The following is a 17,114-nucleotide window of genomic DNA, read 5'->3' on the forward strand; positions in this document are numbered from 1 at the left end:
CGGCCCCGGCGACTGTTCCGGCCGGGCCACGCCACCCGGGCGAAAGGGGCGGCCCCGGGCGGCCCCGGGTGGCCCCGGGCGGCCCCGGGCCGGGTGTCGGCTGGCCGTACCGGGCACCGGTCGAAAACCGCGCAAAACCCGCCGTAAGCGGTCTCGGCGAGTGGGAATGTGGTCGGGGTTCGAGTTGCTTTCGATTAGTATCGAGGGCGTTTTGCCGTCCGGGGGCGTATTGGTGAGGAGTGTGACCGGTGTCCCCGTTGATGCCTGTGGCGCCGGTCACGTTGACCGGACAAAGCGGACACCATCTTTGTGCACGCGTTCACAAAGGCATAGCCTGGTCGGGACGGAGCGGTCCGCGAGGGCACCTCACGTTCGACCGCTCACCGCTTCGCGCAACCGGCAGGAGCACCGTGGCAACTGGCCGAAACCATCGTCCGGCGACGAGTCGGAGCCGAGGAATCCCCGAGGCTACCGTCGCCCGTCTTCCGCTGTACCTGCGGGCACTCACGGCGCTCTCCGAGCGCTCGGTGCCGACCGTATCGTCGGAGGAGCTGGCCTCGGCGGCCGGCGTCAACTCGGCCAAGCTCCGCAAGGACTTCTCCTACCTCGGCTCCTACGGCACCCGCGGTGTCGGCTACGACGTCGAGTACCTCGTCTACCAGATCTCACGCGAGCTCGGCCTCACGCAGGACTGGCCCGTCGTGATCGTCGGTATCGGCAACCTCGGTGCCGCCCTCGCCAACTACGGTGGTTTCGCCTCGCGCGGCTTCCGCGTCGCGGCGCTGATCGACGCCGACCCGGGGCTGTCGGGCAAGCCCGTCGCCGGGATCCCGGTCCAGCACACCGACGAGCTGGAGAAGATCATCGACGACAACGGGGTGTCCATCGGCGTGATCGCCACCCCGGCGGGCGCCGCCCAGCAGGTGTGCGACCGGCTGGTGGCCGCCGGGATCACCTCGATCCTCAACTTCGCGCCGACCGTGCTGTCCGTGCCCGAGGGCGTGGACGTGCGCAAGGTGGATCTGTCCATAGAGCTGCAGATCCTCGCCTTCCACGAGCAGCGCAAGGCGGGCGAGGAGCCCGCCTCGGCCCCCGAGGTGGACACGGCGCCGCCCGCCGCACCGCCCGCCGTGGCCGTCACCAAGCGGCCGCCCGAGTCCGGACCTGACGGGGACCTGCCCGCCGTGATGCCGGCATGAGTCTGCTGGTCGTCGGCCTGAGCCACCGCAGCGCGCCGGTCAGCGTGCTGGAGCGCGCGGCGCTGGAGCCCGGGGAGCGGGGCAAGCTGTTGCAGGACACGGTGGGTGCCGAGCCCGCCGCCGAGGCGGCCGTGCTCTCCACCTGCAACCGGATCGAACTGTACGCGGACGTCGACAAGTTCCACGCCGGTGTCGCCGAGCTGTCGACGCTGCTGGCGCAGCACAGCGGTGTGAGCCTGGACGAGCTCACCCCTTATCTGTACGTGCACTACGAGGACCGTGCCGTGCACCACCTGTTCTCGGTGGCGTGCGGGCTGGACTCGATGGTGGTCGGCGAGGGCCAGATCCTCGGGCAGATCAAGGACGCGCTGGCCGTCGCGCAGGAGCAGCACACGGCGGGCCGGCTGCTGAACGACCTGTTCCAGCAGGCGCTGCGGGTGGGCAAGCGCGCGCACTCCGAGACGGGCATCGACAAGGCCGGGCAGTCCCTGGTGACGTTCGGCCTGGAGCAGCTCGCGGCCGGAGCGTCCGTGGCGGAATGGGCGTACGGGAAGCGGGCGCTGGTGATCGGCGCAGGGTCCATGTCCTCGCTCGCCGCGGTGACGCTCGCGCGGGCCGGTGTGGGCGAACTGGTGATCGCCAACCGGACGCTGGCCAGGGCGGAGCGGCTGGCCGAGAGCCTTCAGGGGCGTGCCGTGCCGATGGCGGCGGTCGCCGGTGAACTGGCGGCGGCCGACGTGGTGGTCTCGTGCACGGGTGCGACGGGGCTCGTCCTGTCGGCCTCCGGCATCGAGGCCGCCGCCGGTGGCCGCCGGCGGGAGGCGGCGCTGGCGGTGCTCGACCTCGCCATGCCCCGTGACGTCGACGTGGCCGCGCACCGGATCGACGGGGTGCGGCTCGTGGACATCGAGTCGCTCGCCGACGCCGAGGCGGACGCGCCGATGGCCGGTGACGTGGAGGCCGTGCGTGCCCTCGTCGCCGAGGAGGTGGCCGCGTTCGGCGCCGCCCAGCGGGCCGCGACGATCACGCCGACCGTGGTCGCGCTGCGCACGATGGCCGCCGATGTCGTCGCCGGGGAGCTGGCCCGCCTGGAGGGACGGCTGCACGGCATGGACGACAAGCTGCGCGCGGAGGTCACGCAGACCGTGCGCCGTGTCGTGGACAAGCTGCTGCACGCGCCGACGGTGCGGGTCAAGCAGCTCGCGGGCGAGCCCGGCGGCGCCGGGTACGCCGACGCGTTGCGTGAACTCTTCGACCTCGACCCGCAGGCGGTCGCCGCTGTCAGCAATCCGGAACAGGAGCGGCAATGAACACCCATGCCACAGCCACCACCCCACTCAGGCTGGGCACCCGCCGCAGCAAACTGGCGATGGCGCAGTCCGGGCTGGTCGCCGAGGAGGTCCGCAGGGTCACCGGGCGCCCTGTCGAGCTGGTGGAGATCACCACGTACGGCGACGTCAGCAAGGAGCAGCTGGCGCAGATCGGCGGCACCGGGGTGTTCGTCAACGCGCTGCGGGACGCGTTGCTCAGCGGTGAGATCGACTTCGCCGTGCACTCGCTCAAGGACCTGCCGACGACGCAGCCCGAGCAGTTCGCGCTGGCCGCCGTGCCGGTGCGGGCGGACGCGCGGGACGTGCTGGTCGGCAGGGACGGGCTGGGTTTCGAGGCGCTGGCGCGCGCCGCCGCGCCGGGCACGGCGCGGATCGGTACGGGCTCGCCTCGCCGGATGGCGCAGGTGCACGCCTGGGCGCGCGCGCTGGGTCTGGAGATCGAGACCGTTCCGATCCGGGGGAATATCGACACCCGGATCGGGTACGTGCGCTCCGGTGAGCTCGACGCGGTCGTCCTCGCCGCCGCCGGGCTCCAGCGCGTGGGCCGCCTCGATGAGGAGGCCACCGAACTGATCAGCCCGGACCAGGTACTTCCCGCCCCCGGTCAGGGGGCACTGGCCGTCGAGTGCGCGGCATCCAACGCGCACCTGGCCGCACAGCTCGCGGAGCTGGACGACCCGCACACGCGGGCGGCCGTCACCGCCGAGCGAACCCTGCTCGCCGCCTTGGAGGCCGGCTGCAGCGCACCCGTGGGTGCGCTTGCCGACCTGCTTGTCGAGGGGCAGGTTGTCACCGAAATGCGCCTGCGCGGCGTCGTCGGCACCACCGACGGACGCACGCTGGTGCAGTTGTCCACCACCGGTCCCGTACCGGCGTCCGACGGTGAGATCGTCGACCATGCAGCCTTTGCCCGCATGGGTCAGGAGCTCGCCGACGAGATGCTCGCCAAGGGTGCGGCCGGTCTGATGGGGGAGCGAGCACTTTGAGCCCCACCGCCGCCGACAAGTCGAGCACCGCACGCACGACGGCATTCGCGAAGAGAGCGCACCTGCACGGTGCACAGGGACGCGTCACCTTCCTGGGCGCCGGGCCCGGAGATCCGGGTCTGCTGACGTTGCGCGCCGTCGAGGCGCTGGGGCAGGCCGACGTGCTCGTCGCCGACTCCCGCGTGCACGACGTCGTGCGCGTCCACACCCGCCCGGGTGTGGACACACCACTCCAGCCGGTCACTGACGAGGCGTCAACTGCCTCCGCACCGGCGGGCGATGTGGCCATCGATGCGGGCGAGTCTGCCATAGCCGCCGCGCGCGCCGGCAAGCGGGTCGTCCGTGCGGTCGCGGGTGACCCGGGGATGGATTCGGACGCCGCCAGGGAGATGCTCGCGCTGGCGGGCGAGGGCATTCCGTTCGAGGTCGTGCCGGGCATCGCCGCGGCCGTGGGCGTGCCGGCCTACGCCGGGGTGCCGCTGCGCGACGGGCAGGGCACGGACGTGCGGTTCGTCGACGCGGCCACGGCCGACGACCGCTGCTGGACCGAGCTGGGCGTCAGCGACGCGACCGTCGTCGTCTCCACGACGCTCCAGGAGGTCTCCGCGGCGGCGGGCGAGCTGGTGGCCGCGGGCCGCAAGCCGGACACCCCCATGACCGTCACGCTGGCGGGCACCACGACCCGGCAGCGCACCTTCGCCGCGACGCTCGGGGGGATCACGCAGGCCCTCAAGCAGGCCAAGGTGCTGCCCTCGCCCGACGGCGGGCAGTCCGTCATAGCCGTGGTCGGCGAGCGCAGTGCCCCGGCCCAGCGCGACCAGCTGGCCTGGTTCGAGTCCAAGCCGCTGTTCGGCTGGCAGGTCCTGGTGCCGCGCACCAAGGAGCAGGCGGCCTCCCTCTCCGACCAGCTGCGCTCCTACGGCGCCGTGCCGGCCGAGGTGCCGACGATCGCCGTGGAGCCGCCGCGTACTCCGCAGCAGATGGAGCGCGCGGTCAAGGGCCTGGTCACGGGCCGCTACGAGTGGATCGCCTTCACCTCGGTCAACGCCGTCAAGGCGGTGCGCGAGAAGTTCGAGGAGTACGGGCTCGACGCCCGCGCCTTCGCCGGGATCAAGGTCGCTGCGGTGGGCGAGCAGACCGCGAAGGCGCTGGTCGAGTTCGGTGTGAAGCCGGACCTGGTGCCCAGCGGCGAGCAGTCGGCCGCCGGGCTGCTGGAGGACTGGCCGCCCTACGACCCGGTCTTCGACCCGATCGACCGGGTGTTCCTGCCGCGCGCCGACATCGCCACCGAGACGCTGGTGGCCGGGCTGATCGAGCTGGGCTGGGAGGTGGACGACGTGACGGCGTACCGCACCGTGCGCGCCTCGCCGCCGCCCGCCGAGACCCGGGAGGCCATCAAGGGCGGCGGGTTCGACGCGGTGCTGTTCACCTCGTCGTCCACCGTGCGCAACCTGGTCGGTATCGCGGGCAAGCCGCACAACGTCACCGTCATCGCCTGTATCGGCCCTGCCACGGCCAAGACGGCGGAGGAGCACGGGCTGCGGGTGGACGTGATGGCTCCCGAGCCGTCCGTGCACAAGCTGGCCGAGGCGCTCGCCGACTTCGGCGCCCAGCGCCGCGCCGCCGCGCTGGAGGCGGGCGAGCAGGTGAAGCGGCCGAGCGAGAAGCGCCCGGCCAGGAGGAGGGCACGCACATCATGAGCACCTACGGCAGCTTCCCGGCTGCCAGGCCGCGGCGGCTGCGCGGCATCCCGGCCATGCGCCGGCTGGTCGCCGAGCACCACACCAGGCCGTCCGACCTGATCCTGCCCGCCTTCGTGCGGGAGGGCATCGGCGAGCCCGTGCCGGTGGGCTCCATGCCGGGCGTCGTGCAGCACACCAGGGACACGCTGCGGAAGGCCGCCGTGGAGGCGGCCGAGGCGGGCGTCGGCGGGCTGATGCTCTACGGCGTGCCCGAGGACGCGAAGAAGGACGCGGTGGGCACCGCTGGCACCGACCCGGAGGGCATCCTCCAGGTGGCGCTGCGGGACGTGCGGGCCGAGGTCGGTGACGCGCTGGTGCTGATGTCCGACCTGTGCCTGGACGAGTACACCGATCACGGCCACTGCGGGGTGCTCACCGGCGACGGCCGCGTGGACAACGACGCGACGCTTGAGCGGTACGCCGAGATGGCCCGCGTCCAGGCCGACGCCGGCGCCCATGTGCTGGGCCCCAGCGGGATGATGGACGGCCAGATCGCGTACGTCCGCGCGGCGTTGGAGGAGGCGGGGCACCAGGATGTGGCGCTCTTCGCCTACACGGCGAAGTACTCCTCCGCGTTCTACGGCCCCTTCCGTGAGGCCGTCGGCTCCTCCCTCCAGGGCGACCGCAAGACGTATCAGCAGGACCCGGCCAACGCGCGTGAGGCGCTGCGCGAGCTCTCGCTCGACCTGGCCGAGGGCGCGGACATGGTGATGGTCAAGCCGGGCCTGCCCTACCTGGACGTCCTGCGGGACTTCGCCGAGCGGACGGAGGTGCCGGTCGGCGTCTACCAGGTCTCGGGCGAGTACGCGATGGTCGAGGCGGCGGCGGAGAAGGGCTGGATCGACCGCGAGGCGGCCGTCCTGGAGTCGCTGACCAGCTTCACCCGGGCCGGCGCCAACATGATCCTCACCTACTGGGCGACGGAGGCCGCCGGGCTGCTGCGCGCGCGGTACTGAACCAGTCGGCACCAGGTCGAGGGCCCCATCCGGCAGGGATGGGGCCCTTGTCGTTGTCCGCTCAATTAACGCCCGTTTCCGTTGTAAGAGCCGGAAGGATCACTTACGCTCTTCGGGCCTTGTTCGAATGGCGCGGCGGCGGGTGAAATCCCGCCGCCGCCGAGGCAGTTGACGTCATGTCATCGCACTGTGCTGGGCGGCTTGACCCCGCGCGACTTCGACGGCGCACCTCTCCCGTCTCGCGAAGTCCCCTTTGTCGCAGCGCCACCGCAGAGAAAGAGGAGCACACCGTGACGACTTCCGCGCGCCCCGACTTCCATGTGGTCGACGCCCAGGCGCTGGAGGGCATCGACCCGATCGAGCTGTACCCCGGGGTGAGCGCCCGGGTGGTCAGCTGGACCCGCCCCGCGGACGGCTCGGACCCGTTGCCGCGCGAGGCGTACGTACGGTTCGCCCCGGGATCCGGCTACACCGAGCCCGACCACCACGGCGACAGCAGCGAGATCCTGGTCGTCGTCGAGGGAGAGCTCAGGGACGAGGGCGGCCGCTACCCGGCGGGCAGCCGGGTGCGGGGGGCCAAGGGCTCCACCCACCAGCCGCACAGCGAACAGGGCTGCCTGCTGTACGCGTTCTTCCCCGAGCGCTGAGGCCCGGGACGTCCGGCCGATCCCGGTGACCGGGGTCGGCCGATTCCCGCTCGTATTCGTTCGTTTTCGTACACCTCGCTGTCGAACTCGCCCCAGTTGTGTGGCAGTTGTGACGGGGTCCCGCATCGCGCCCCGCGCCGTAGCACCATGGCTGGACCCACGCCGCCCGGCGGGAGAAGGCCCGTTCTCCCGCCGTGCGGGGACGCTCCTTGTTCGCAGCGGAATCACCGAGGGAATCGATGCCTCAACCTCCAGCGGACGCGGCGGTACGCCGCCGTCTGATACGGCTGGCGACGGCGCCCGCCGCCGTCGTCGCACTCGCCGGCGCGGGAGCCGTGGCCTACCTGTGGAACGCGTGGGAACCCGCCGGGACGACGGCCCCGAGGACCGGTTTCGACGACGCCGGCGCCGTGGGCGTGCTCGCCGGGGCGTTACTCGTCGCGGCCGCAGCGCTCGTCACCGGCCTGCGGACCGCCACCACCCAGGCGCGCACGCGTCAGGCGCGCTACGCCGCACTGCGCAGCGCGGCCGAGCGCGGCCGCGCCGAGACGGCGGCGCAACTGCGCAGGCTCCAGGCGGGCGAACCGCTCGCCGCGCCCCCGCCCCCGCCCGCACCCCGGCCCGGCGGCGACCCCCTGGAGTCGCTCGCCCACGAACTCGCCCTCGCGCGGCACGCCGCGCACAGCGCGATGGCACAGGCGGCCCACCTGGCCGCGCGCGGCGCCACCGGCCACGCGGCGGGCAGCGGGGAGGAAGAGCGGCGGCAGGGGCTCGACGCCGACGACCGGGTCGCCGTCTTCGTCAACCTCGCCCGCCGGCTCCAGTCGCTGCTGCACCGCGAGATCAAGGTCCTGGACACCTTGGAGAACCAGGTCGAGGACCCCGACCTCCTCAAGGGCGTCTTCCAGGTCGACCACCTGGCCACCCGCGTGCGCCGCTACGCCGAGAACCTGGCGGTCCTCGGCGGCGCCGTCTCCCGGCGCCAGTGGACCCGGCCCGTACCGCTCACCGAGATCCTCCGCTCGGCCACCGCCGAGGTCGAGCACTACCAGCGCGTCAAACTGGTGCCGCCCCTGGAGGGCACCGTGCGCGGCGGCGCCGTCGCCGACGTCATCCACCTGCTGTCCGAACTGGTGGAGAACGCGACCGTCTACTCCGCGCCGCAGACACAGGTGCTGCTGCGCGCCTCCCACGTGACCGCGGGACTCGCCGTGGAGGTGGAGGACCGCGGGCTGGGCATGACCGGGGCCGAACAGCGCCGCATGAACGCGCTGCTGGCCGACCCCGACAGCGTCGACGTCGCCGCGCTGCTGTCCGACGGGCGCATCGGCATGTACGTCGTCGGCACCCTCGCCAGGCGGCACGACATCGCCGTCCAGCTCCGCACCAACATCTACGGCGGCATCCAGGCCGTCCTCGTCCTGCCCCACGCCATGCTGGGCGCCCGCGAGGAGGGCCCCAAGACGGCGGCCGCGCCCCGGCGTCCGGACGCCGGGCACCGTCCGGGAGCGGCGCCCGCGGGCGGGGGCCCGGCCCCTGCGGCCCCGCGGGACAGGGCGTCGGAGCGCACCCTCCCGGTGCGGGCAGGCCGGCACCGCGCCCCCGAGGCGCCGCCCGTATCGCGGCCGGCGCCCACCCCCGAGTCGCCGGCGCCCGGGCCGCAGCACGCGCCGGTGCCGCAGCCCCCACCCGGGCCGCCGCCCCCGCAGCCGTCCGCAGGTCGCGGGCCCGGTCCTGGGTCTGGGCCCGGGGGCGACGAGCGGCCCCGGTTGCCTCGGCGGCGCCGTCAGGAGCACCTCGTTCCCGAACTGCGGGACGCGCCGCCGCGCGCGGCCTCCTCCGGTGTCCCCGCCGACGAACCTGTGCACGATCCGGGGCTGATGGCGGCGTTCCAGCGCGGCACCGTCCGGGCCGAGACAGAGTCCGAGGCCGAGACAGAGACCGGGGCCGAAACAGAGACCGAGGCAGAGACGGAAACCGAGGTCGGCGCCCGGTCCGGCACGGGGGCCGAGGAGCGCCGCACGGGCCCGCCCCGGCTCCGCCGCACGGCGACAGGCCGGCCCCTTGAGGCGGCGATCAGGCCCACCGACTCCAGGCAACAGCCCGGCCCACCGAGAGGAAGACGCGATCGTGATGAGTGAAGCACCCCTGCGGCAGCAGACGGTGGACCTGTCCTGGCTGCTGACAGGACTGGTCGAGCGCGTACCGCACGCGCGCAGCGCCCTGTTGCTGTCCTCGGACGGGCTGGTGAAGGCGGCGCACGGGCTGGAGACCGACACGGCGGACCACATGGCGGCCCTCGCCTCGGGCCTGTACTCGCTGGGCCGCAGCGCCGGGGTGCGCTTCGCGGGCGGCGACGACGTGCGCCAGGTGGTGGTCGAGCTGGACAGCTCGCTCCTGTTCGTCAGTACCGCGGGCCAGGGCGCCTGCCTGGCCGTGTTCGCGGGGAGCGAGGCGGACGCGGGCGTGCTGGGCTACGAGATGGCCATGCTGGTCAAGAGCGTCCGCCCGTACCTGGCGACACCGGCCCGGCAGCCCCGCGGCGCCTGACGCCATGCCAGGAGCCCCCGACGAGCCCTGGCTCGACGACGACGCGGGCCGGCTGGTCCGCCCGTACACCGTCAGCGAGGGCCGCACCAGGCCTTCGGCCGATCTGGATCTGCTGACGCTGGTGCTGGCGACCGGTGTCCGCCCGGACGGCTACCTGGGTCCCGAGCACAGCCAGGTGCTCGGACTGTGCGGCGGGCCCGTGTCCGTCGCCGAGATCGCCGCGACCGTCCACCTGCCCGCCACCGTCACCAAGGTGGTGCTGTCGGACCTGGTGGAGCGCGGCGCCGTCACCACGCGTGGCCCCGTACACCTGCAGGGCCCCGCCACGAACGACCGAGAACTGTTGGAGGCGGTGCTGGATGGGCTCCGTAGAAGACTCTGACCCCTTCCCGACCGCGCTGAAGATCATCGTCGCGGGCGGGTTCGGGGTCGGCAAGACGACCTTCGTGGGGGCCGTCAGCGAGATCGACCCGCTGAGCACCGAGGAGCTTTTGACGCAGGTCGGCGCGGCCACCGACAGCCTGGAGGGGGTGGAGGAGAAGACCACGACCACCGTGGCCATGGACTTCGGACGCCTCACCTTCGAGGCGGGGTACGTCCTGTACCTGTTCGGCACGCCGGGCCAGGACCGCTTCTGGTTCATGTGGGACGAGCTGTCCGCCGGGGCGCTGGGCGCCGTCGTGCTGGCGGACACCCGGCGGTTGGAACACTGCTTCCCCGCCGTGGACTACTTCGAGCGGCGCGGCATCCGCTTCGTGCTGGCCGTCAACGAGTTCGACGGCTCCCACCGCTACAACCCCGACGAGGTGCGAGCGGCGATCGACCTCGACCCGGGCGTCCCCGTCGTCCTGTGCGACGCCCGCGCCCCCGACTCCGCCACCGGGGTCCTCATCTCCCTCATCCAGCACCTGATCGACCCGAGGAGCGCGCATGCCGTTCACACCGCTTGACCTCACGGCCCGCCTGCTGGTGACCCCGCAGGACACCGAGGCGCCCGCGCGGGTGGCCCGGCTCAGGGAGCTGGGCATCGGCGAGCGGCCCATACCCGAGTTCGACGCCTTCGCGCGGGAGCTGGCCCGGGTCACGGACGCGCCCTTCGCGATGGTCAACTTCATCGACGAGCGGCGGCAGTACTTCTCGGGCCTGTACGACGCGGCCATGGACCCGGAGAAGGGCCCGGTCGACCCGGACGGCGGGATGGGCCGGGTGATGGAGCGCGACCACGGCTTCTGCGTGCACGTCGTGGCCCGGCGTACCGCGCTGGTGCTGGAGGACGTGCGCGACTTCGCCCGGTTCGCCGTCAACCCCGTCGTGGACGGCGGCATCAGGTCCTACATCGGCGCGCCGCTGCTCGACCCCTCGGGCATGGCGCTGGGCACGATCTGCGCCGTCGACCAGCGGCCGCGCCCGTGGGGCAGGCAGGGGCTGCGGACCATCAAGACGATGGCCGCCGAGCTGCGGGAGGAGATCCTGCGCGGGGTCCACCCGTCGTGACCGCGCGACCCCGCCGGCCGTCGCGGCCTGGCGGGGTGCGCGAGGTCCGCGCCGGAAGGCGGCTCAGAGCCGCTCGGGCGTGCGGATGCCGAGCAGCGCCAGGCCCTGGTGGAGGACCTTCGCGGTCATCTCGCACAGGAACAGGCGGTTCTCGGACTGCTCGGGCTCCGCCGGGTCGAGAACCAGGCAGTTCTCGAAGAACCGGCTGTAGAGCGTGGCCAGTTCGTACAGGTACGCCGTCAGCTTGTGCGGCGCGTACTCGTCGGCCGCCGTCACCAGCGTGTCCGCGAAGCCGTCCAGGTGCAGGGCCAGCGCCCGCTCGGCCGGGGCCAGCTCCCGCTCCGGGTGCGGCACCGGCTGAAGGTCCTTCGCCTTGCGGAAGATGGAGCGGACCCGCGCGTACGCGTACTGGAGGTAGACGCTGGTGTCGCCCTGGAGGGAGACCATGCGGTCCAGGTCGAAGACGTAGTCGCGCGTCATCGAGTTGGACAGGTCCGCGTACTTGACCGCGCCGATACCGACCTGCTGGGCGCGCCGCTGGATCTCCTCCTCGGTCACGCTCGCGTCGGCCTTCTCGCGGACGACGGCCGCCGCGCGCTCCACCGCCTCGTCCAGCAGGTCGACCAGGCGCACCGTCTCGCCCTCGCGGGTCTTGAACGGCTTGCCGTCCTTGCCCAGCACGGTGCCGAACGGGAGCTGCCTGGCGGCGCCCTCGGGCAGCCAGCCGGCGCGCTGCGCCGTCTCGAACACCATGCGGAAGTGCAGCGCCTGGCGGGCGTCGACCACGTACAGCAGGGTGTCGGCCTTCAGGTCGCCGACGCGGTTGCGGATGGCGGCCAGGTCGGTGGCCGCGTAGCCGAAGCCGCCGTTGGACTTCTGGACGATCAGCGGGGTGGGCGTGCCGTCGGGGCCCTTGACGTCCTCGAAGAAGACGCACAGCGCGCCCTCGGAGCGCACGGCGACCCCGGACTCCTCCAGGTCCTTGACGACCTGCTGGAGGTCGTCGTTGTAGGCGCTCTCGCCGACGATGTCCGCGTCGCGGATCTCGACGTCCAGCTCGTCGTAGACGCCCTGGAAGTACGTCTTGGACTCGTCCACGATCTTGTGCCAGAGGGCCAGCGTCTCCGCGTCGCCGCTCTGTAGAGCCGGCACCCGGTCGCGGGCGCGGGCCTTGAAGTCCTCGTCGGAGTCGAAGAGGGCGCGGGAGGACTTGTAGAGCCGGTTGAGCCGGGCCATGGCGGCCTCGCCCGCGTCCTTGGCGCCCGCCGTGTCCGAGGCGTGGTCCAGCTCGTGCGGGTGCTCGATCAGATACTGGATGAGCATGCCGAAGTTGGTGCCCCAGTCGCCGATGTGGTGGCGCCGGATCACCGTCTCGCCCCGGTGTTCGAGCAGGTGCACGACGGCGTCGCCGATCACCGTCGAGCGCAGGTGCCCGACGTGCATCTCCTTGGCGACGTTCGGCTGCGAGTAGTCGATCACCGTCGTGCCGGGGTCGTCCGCGTACGGCACGCCCAGGCGCTCGTCCTGCCGGCGGGCGGCCAGGTTCTCCACGATCGCCCTGTCGGCGACGGTGATGTTGAGGAAGCCGGGGCCCGAGACCTCGATCCCGGCGATCGTCCCGTCTTCGTCGTGAGCGGGCACCGCCTCGGTGACCTTCGCCGCCAGCTCCCGCGGATTGCCCTTCAGCTGCTTGGCGAGCGCCAGCATGCCGTTGGCCTGGAAGTCCGCCCGGTCGCTACGTCGCAGCAGCGGGTCGGCGGAGGCGGCCTCCGGCAGAGCAGCCGAGAGGGCGTCCGAGACGCGCAGGCGGACCGTAGCGGCGAGAGAGGGGACCGTAGCCATGGAGTGCTGACCGTTCCGTCGGGGTGGCTGGATGCGCCGTCCAGTATCCCACGCGCGAAGTGGGGGGCGCCGCCGCATTCCGGGGTGGGACAATGGCGGCGCAGGTTTGAAGAGCGCGACGAGAAGGAAGTGCCGGACGTGGCTTTGACCACCCATGAGGCCGACTGGGTCTCCCGTATCGCCGATGACGTCATCGCCGAAGCGGAGCGGCGCGGCCTCAAAAAGATCGTCTGCGCGTCAGGCCTGAGCCCCTCGGGCCCCATCCACCTGGGCAACCTGCGCGAGGTCATGGTGCCGCACCTGGTCGCCGACGAGATCAAGCGCCGCGGTCTGGACTGCGAGCACCTGCTGTCCTGGGACGACTACGACCGGTTCCGCAAGGTCCCCGCAGGCGTCGAGGGCGTCGACGCCTCCTGGGACGAGCACATCGGCCGCCCCCTGACCGCCGTGCCCGCACCCGCCGGCAGCCCGTACGGCAGCTGGGCCGAGCACTTCAGGGCCGCCATGGAGGCGTCGCTGCTGGAGCTCGGCGTGGAGTACCGCGGCATCAGCCAGACCGCGCAGTACACCTCGGGCACCTACACCGAGCAGATCCTCTTCGCCATGCGCGAGCGCGAGCGCATCGACGCCGTGCTGGACCGCTACCGCACCCTGGAGAAGGAAGCCAAGGGCGGCAAGAAGCCCCAGCAGAAGCAGCAGAAGCAGCAGAAGCCCGACGAGGCAGAGGTCGAGGCCGCCCAGGGCTCGGGCGCGGCGGCCGAGGACGACGGCTCGGGCGCGGGCGCCGGCTCCGCCTACTACCCGTACAAGCCCTACTGCACCGCCTGCGGCCGCGACCTGACCACGGTCACCGCCTACGACGACGCGACCACCGAGCTGACCTACACCTGCCGGTGCGGCCACGGCGAGACCGTCGAGCTGCGCACCTTCCACCACGGCAAGCTGGTGTGGAAGGTCGACTGGCCGATGCGCTGGGCGTACGAGGGCGTCGTCTTCGAACCCTCCGGCGTGGACCACCAGTCCCCGGGATCCTCGTTCGTCGTCGGCGGCCAGCTCGTCAAGGAGATCTTCGGCGGGCAGCAGCCCCTCGGCCCGATGTACGCCTTCGTCGGCATCAGCGGCATGGCCAAGATGTCCTCCTCCAAGGGCGGCGTGCCCACCCCCGCCGACGCCCTCCAGATCATGGAGGCCCCGCTGCTGCGCTGGCTGTACGCGCGGCGCAAGCCCAACCAGTCCTTCAAGGTCGCCTTCGACCAGGAGATCCAGCGCACCTACGACGAGTGGGACGCGCTCGGCCGCAAGATCGCCGACGGCAGCGCCCAGCCCGCCGACATCGCGGCGCACACCCGCGCCTCGACCACGGCCCTGGGCCCGCTCACGCTCACCGAGCGCCCGCTGCCCTACCGCACCCTCGCCTCGGTCGCCGACATCACCGGCGGCCAGCAGGAGCAGACCCTGCGCATCCTCAGCGAGCTCGACCCCGCCCACCCGGTGCACAACCTGGACGAGGTCCGCCCCCGCCTCGACCGCGCCCACCGGTGGATCACCACCCAGGTCCCCGCCGACCAGCGCACCCGGGTACGCGACGAGCCCGACGCCGAACTCCTCGCCTCGCTGGACGAGCAGCAGCGCGAGTCGCTGCGGCTGCTCCTGGAAGGCCTGGAGGCGAACTGGTCGCTGGAGGGCCTCACCTCCCTGGTGTACGGCGTGCCGAAGGTCCAGGCCGGGCTCGCCCCCGACGCGAAGCCCACCCCGGAGCTGAAGGTCTCCCAGCGCGGCTTCTTCGCCCTGCTCTACCGGCTCCTCGTCAGCCGCGAGACCGGCCCCCGCCTGCCCACGCTGCTGCTCGCGGTGGGCGCCGAGCGGGTCCGCAAGCTGCTGGGGGCGTGAGACCGGCCGAGGCCGCGGACCGCTACCCCGCGAGCCCCATCTCGGTGTTGTAGCGGTCCTTGAACTCGCGCATGTACGTGCCCAGGTAGGTCTCGCTCAGCAGCCTGCCGTCCACCGTGGTGACCCCGAAACCGTCGTGCAGGGTGCGGGAGAGGTGCCGCGCGGTGGGGAAGGCGCCGTGCGAGGCGACGTAGTGGCGGTACGCCTCGAAGTAGACCTCCTCGCGGGGGATGCCGTCGGGGATGCCGACGGGCTCGTCACCGCCGTACGGGTCCTCGTCCTCGTCCTCCGCCTCGAACGCGTCCGGGCCCGGACGCGGGTCCGGGGCCGGGTACGCCTCCGGGTCCGCGTACGTCCTCGGGTCCGTGTCCGCGAGGGCGGGCGCGCCGGGCTGCTCCGGCTCCTCGTGGGGGGTGGGCTCGGGAAGCGTGGGCTCGACGAACAGCTCCTCGACGGGTGCCGGGGCCGCCGGTGCCGGGGCTTCCGGCGCGGCCGCCGCCGGCTCCCCCATGCGCCGGTAGCGGCCGGGCCCCACCGGCACGGGGAACCCGGCCGCCGGGCGCTCGGCCGCGGGCCCCGAGGCGGCCTGCGCGCCCTGCCCGCCGGCGGGCCCGGCCTCCGGGGGCGGCGCGTACCCGGCCTCCGTCGACGGGGCGATTTCGGCTTCGGGTTCGTTCTCAGGTACGGGAGGGGGAACGGGGGCGACGGAGGCGGCGGGTTCGGGCGCGGTCTCGTGCTGCGGGGCCGGCTCCCACGCGGCCCGCGCGTCGTGCGGGACCTGCGCGTCGTGCGGGACCTGTGCGGGCAACAGGCCGTCGTCCGCCCCCACCCCTGTCCCGACCGCGGCCGCCGCGGGCGCCCGCTCGGGCAGCGCGGTCGCCTCGGGCGCCGTCTCGGGGAGCCTGGTCGCCTCGGGCGCCGTCTCGCGCAGCGGCACCCCGTAGCGGACCAGCTTCAACGGCATCAGCGCCTCCACGGGCGCCCGGCGCCGCCAGGCGCGTCCGTACCGGGCGCGCAGCCGGGTCTCGTAGATGAGCCGGTCCTGCTCCATCCGGATCACCTGGTCGTAGCTGCGCAGCTCCCACAGCTTCATCCGCCGCCACAGCAGGAAGGTGGAGGGGAAGGCCAGCAACCAGCGGGAGAGGCGCACGCCCTCCATGTGCTTGTCCGCGGTGATGGCGGCGACGCGTCCGGTGGCGTGCCGCGCCGCTTCCACGGTGACGACGAAGAGCACCGGGATGACCGCGTGCATGCCCACACCGAGCGGGTCGGGCCAGGCGGCGGCGCCGTTGAAGGCGATGGTGGCGGCGGTCAGCAGCCAGGCGGTCTGCCGCAGCAGCGGAAACGGAATGCGGATCCACGTCAGCAGCAGGTCCAGGGCGAGCAGGACAACGATGCCGGCGTCGACCCCTACGGGGAAGAACGGGGCGAAGGCGCCGAAGCCCTTGCGTTCCGCGAGGTCGCGGACGGCCGCGTAGGAGCCCGCGAAGCCGATCGCGGCGATCACCATGGCGCCGGCGATGACGACGGCGATCAGTATGCGGTGTATTCGGGTCAGTTGTACGCCCTGCACTGGAGTTGTCCCCACCCTCTGGAACCCGCCCTCGGAAACTGGCGCGCCCACCTTGGCACACTCCGGGCCCCCGGCACGCGCGGAGCCCGGCCTCCGTGCGGAAGGGCCGGGCTCCGGGGCGCGGTGGGCGACCTGGCGGTCACTTGATCTGCTTGACCGCTTCCTTGGCCGCCTTCTCGGCGTTCTTCTTCACCTCGTCGGCGTCCGGCTTCTTGGCGTCCTCGAAGCCGGCGCCCTCGTAGTCGACGGTGACCACGACGTTGGCGACGCGGGTGACCAGGCGCTCGGCCCGGTACTCGGAGGTCTTGCCCTTGGTGTCTTCCTTCTTGGTCTCGTAGGCGACGGCCGAGGCCTCGTCGCCGACGCCGGAGACCTTGAACTCCTTGAGGTCGCGGTTGCTCTTGTTGGCGGTCTTCTCGTCGACCTGCTGCTTGGCGTGTTCCGCGGCGCGCTTGGCGCCCGAACCGATGGCCGGGTCGGAGTCGAAGCGCTTGAAGGAGAGGGTCAGCTGGCGGTAGTCGTACTTGTCGAGTCCGCTCCACAGGCAGCTGTTGGAGTCGTCGGCGTCACCGGAGCCGACCTTCTTGCCCGACTTGTCGTCGGTGCCGGGCACGACGTCCTTGACGGCGTCCTTGCCGAGGCTCTTGCACGCGTCGGGCAGCTTCTTGAACTTGGCGGGCGCCACGGTGGGCTTCTTGCTCGCCGAGGCCGAGGGGGAGTCCGATTCTTTGCCCTGGTCGGAGTCCGAGGAGCAGCCGGCGACCAGCAGGACGGGGAGCGCCACTGCCGCACAGGCGAGCGTGTTCCTGACGGTTTTGCTCCGTCGAGGGGCGTTGCGCGGGGCGTTTCGGTGCATGGTTCCTTCGCTTCCGGGGTCTTCACCAGTTGTGCCGAGCCGGGGGGT

The 17,114-nt window shown here is 72.6% G+C and carries 15 protein-coding genes; 12 read left to right on the forward strand and 3 right to left on the reverse strand.

The features are described 5' to 3' along the window. The first annotated feature begins 410 nt into the window (after positions 1–410). The 11 genes from MMF93_RS18860 to MMF93_RS18910 all read left to right on the forward strand — a co-directional run bounded on the left by MMF93_RS18860 (position 411) and on the right by MMF93_RS18910 (position 10,905). Positions 411–1,199 (forward strand): redox-sensing transcriptional repressor Rex, encoded by a 789-nt coding sequence (locus MMF93_RS18860; protein WP_114018766.1) that lies wholly within the window; start codon positions 411–413, stop codon positions 1,197–1,199. Next, positions 1,196–2,509 (forward strand): glutamyl-tRNA reductase, encoded by a 1,314-nt coding sequence (locus tag MMF93_RS18865; protein ID WP_242753135.1) that lies wholly within the window; start codon positions 1,196–1,198, stop codon positions 2,507–2,509. Before MMF93_RS18860 ends, MMF93_RS18865 begins: the two co-directional genes overlap by 4 nt. Further along, positions 2,506–3,516: a hydroxymethylbilane synthase gene (gene hemC / locus MMF93_RS18870; RefSeq protein WP_242753137.1), complete on the forward strand. Its 1,011-nt coding sequence runs from the start codon at positions 2,506–2,508 to the stop codon at positions 3,514–3,516. Before MMF93_RS18865 ends, hemC begins: the two co-directional genes overlap by 4 nt. A gap of 62 nt (positions 3,517–3,578) precedes the next feature. Beyond that, positions 3,579–5,216 (forward strand): bifunctional uroporphyrinogen-III C-methyltransferase/uroporphyrinogen-III synthase, encoded by a 1,638-nt coding sequence (locus tag MMF93_RS18875; protein ID WP_242757651.1) that lies wholly within the window; start codon positions 3,579–3,581, stop codon positions 5,214–5,216. Further along, positions 5,213–6,214, forward strand: a complete 1,002-nt coding sequence (hemB, locus tag MMF93_RS18880) for a porphobilinogen synthase (RefSeq protein WP_242753139.1) — start codon at positions 5,213–5,215, stop codon at positions 6,212–6,214. Before MMF93_RS18875 ends, hemB begins: the two co-directional genes overlap by 4 nt. 290 nt (positions 6,215–6,504) lie before the next feature. After that, positions 6,505–6,861, forward strand: a complete 357-nt coding sequence (locus MMF93_RS18885) for a cupin domain-containing protein (RefSeq protein WP_242753140.1) — start codon at positions 6,505–6,507, stop codon at positions 6,859–6,861. Positions 6,862–7,100: 239 nt separating this feature from the next. Further along, positions 7,101–9,002, forward strand: a complete 1,902-nt coding sequence (locus MMF93_RS18890) for an ATP-binding protein (protein WP_242753141.1) — start codon at positions 7,101–7,103, stop codon at positions 9,000–9,002. Beyond that, entirely contained in the window at positions 8,995–9,411 is a 417-nt protein-coding gene (locus MMF93_RS18895; protein WP_242753142.1) for a roadblock/LC7 domain-containing protein, read from the forward strand. Before MMF93_RS18890 ends, MMF93_RS18895 begins: the two co-directional genes overlap by 8 nt. Positions 9,412–9,415: 4 nt before the next feature. After that, on the forward strand, positions 9,416–9,793 hold the full coding sequence (locus MMF93_RS18900) for a DUF742 domain-containing protein (protein WP_242753144.1): 378 nt from the start codon (positions 9,416–9,418) through the stop codon (positions 9,791–9,793). Further along, positions 9,771–10,361: a GTP-binding protein gene (locus MMF93_RS18905; RefSeq protein WP_242753146.1), complete on the forward strand. Its 591-nt coding sequence runs from the start codon at positions 9,771–9,773 to the stop codon at positions 10,359–10,361. Before MMF93_RS18900 ends, MMF93_RS18905 begins: the two co-directional genes overlap by 23 nt. Next, entirely contained in the window at positions 10,342–10,905 is a 564-nt protein-coding gene (locus MMF93_RS18910; protein WP_242753148.1) for a GAF domain-containing protein, read from the forward strand. The genes MMF93_RS18905 and MMF93_RS18910 overlap by 20 nt, the downstream gene beginning before the upstream one ends. 63 nt (positions 10,906–10,968) lie before the next feature. On the opposite strand, the gene argS is transcribed toward MMF93_RS18910, so the two are convergent. Continuing rightward, complete coding sequence (gene argS, locus MMF93_RS18915; RefSeq protein ID WP_242753152.1) at positions 10,969–12,747, reverse strand: arginine--tRNA ligase; 1,779 nt, start codon at positions 12,745–12,747, stop codon at positions 10,969–10,971. Between the two features lie 138 nt (positions 12,748–12,885). On the opposite strand from argS, the gene lysS reads away from it, so the two are divergent. Beyond that, on the forward strand, positions 12,886–14,637 hold the full coding sequence (lysS, locus tag MMF93_RS18920; protein ID WP_242753153.1) for a lysine--tRNA ligase: 1,752 nt from the start codon (positions 12,886–12,888) through the stop codon (positions 14,635–14,637). 22 nt (positions 14,638–14,659) lie between these two features. On the opposite strand, the gene MMF93_RS18925 is transcribed toward lysS, so the two are convergent. Beyond that, on the reverse strand, positions 14,660–16,210 hold the full coding sequence (locus tag MMF93_RS18925; protein ID WP_242753154.1) for a DUF2637 domain-containing protein: 1,551 nt from the start codon (positions 16,208–16,210) through the stop codon (positions 14,660–14,662). A 139-nt stretch (positions 16,211–16,349) separates the two neighbouring features. Continuing rightward, positions 16,350–17,066 (reverse strand): DUF3558 domain-containing protein, encoded by a 717-nt coding sequence (locus MMF93_RS18930; RefSeq protein WP_242753155.1) that lies wholly within the window; start codon positions 17,064–17,066, stop codon positions 16,350–16,352. Positions 17,067–17,114 lie beyond the last annotated feature (48 nt).

It is taken from the genome of Streptomyces tubbatahanensis (assembly GCF_022699385.1).
Taxonomy (GTDB): Bacteria; Actinomycetota; Actinomycetes; order Streptomycetales; family Streptomycetaceae; genus Streptomyces; species Streptomyces diacarni.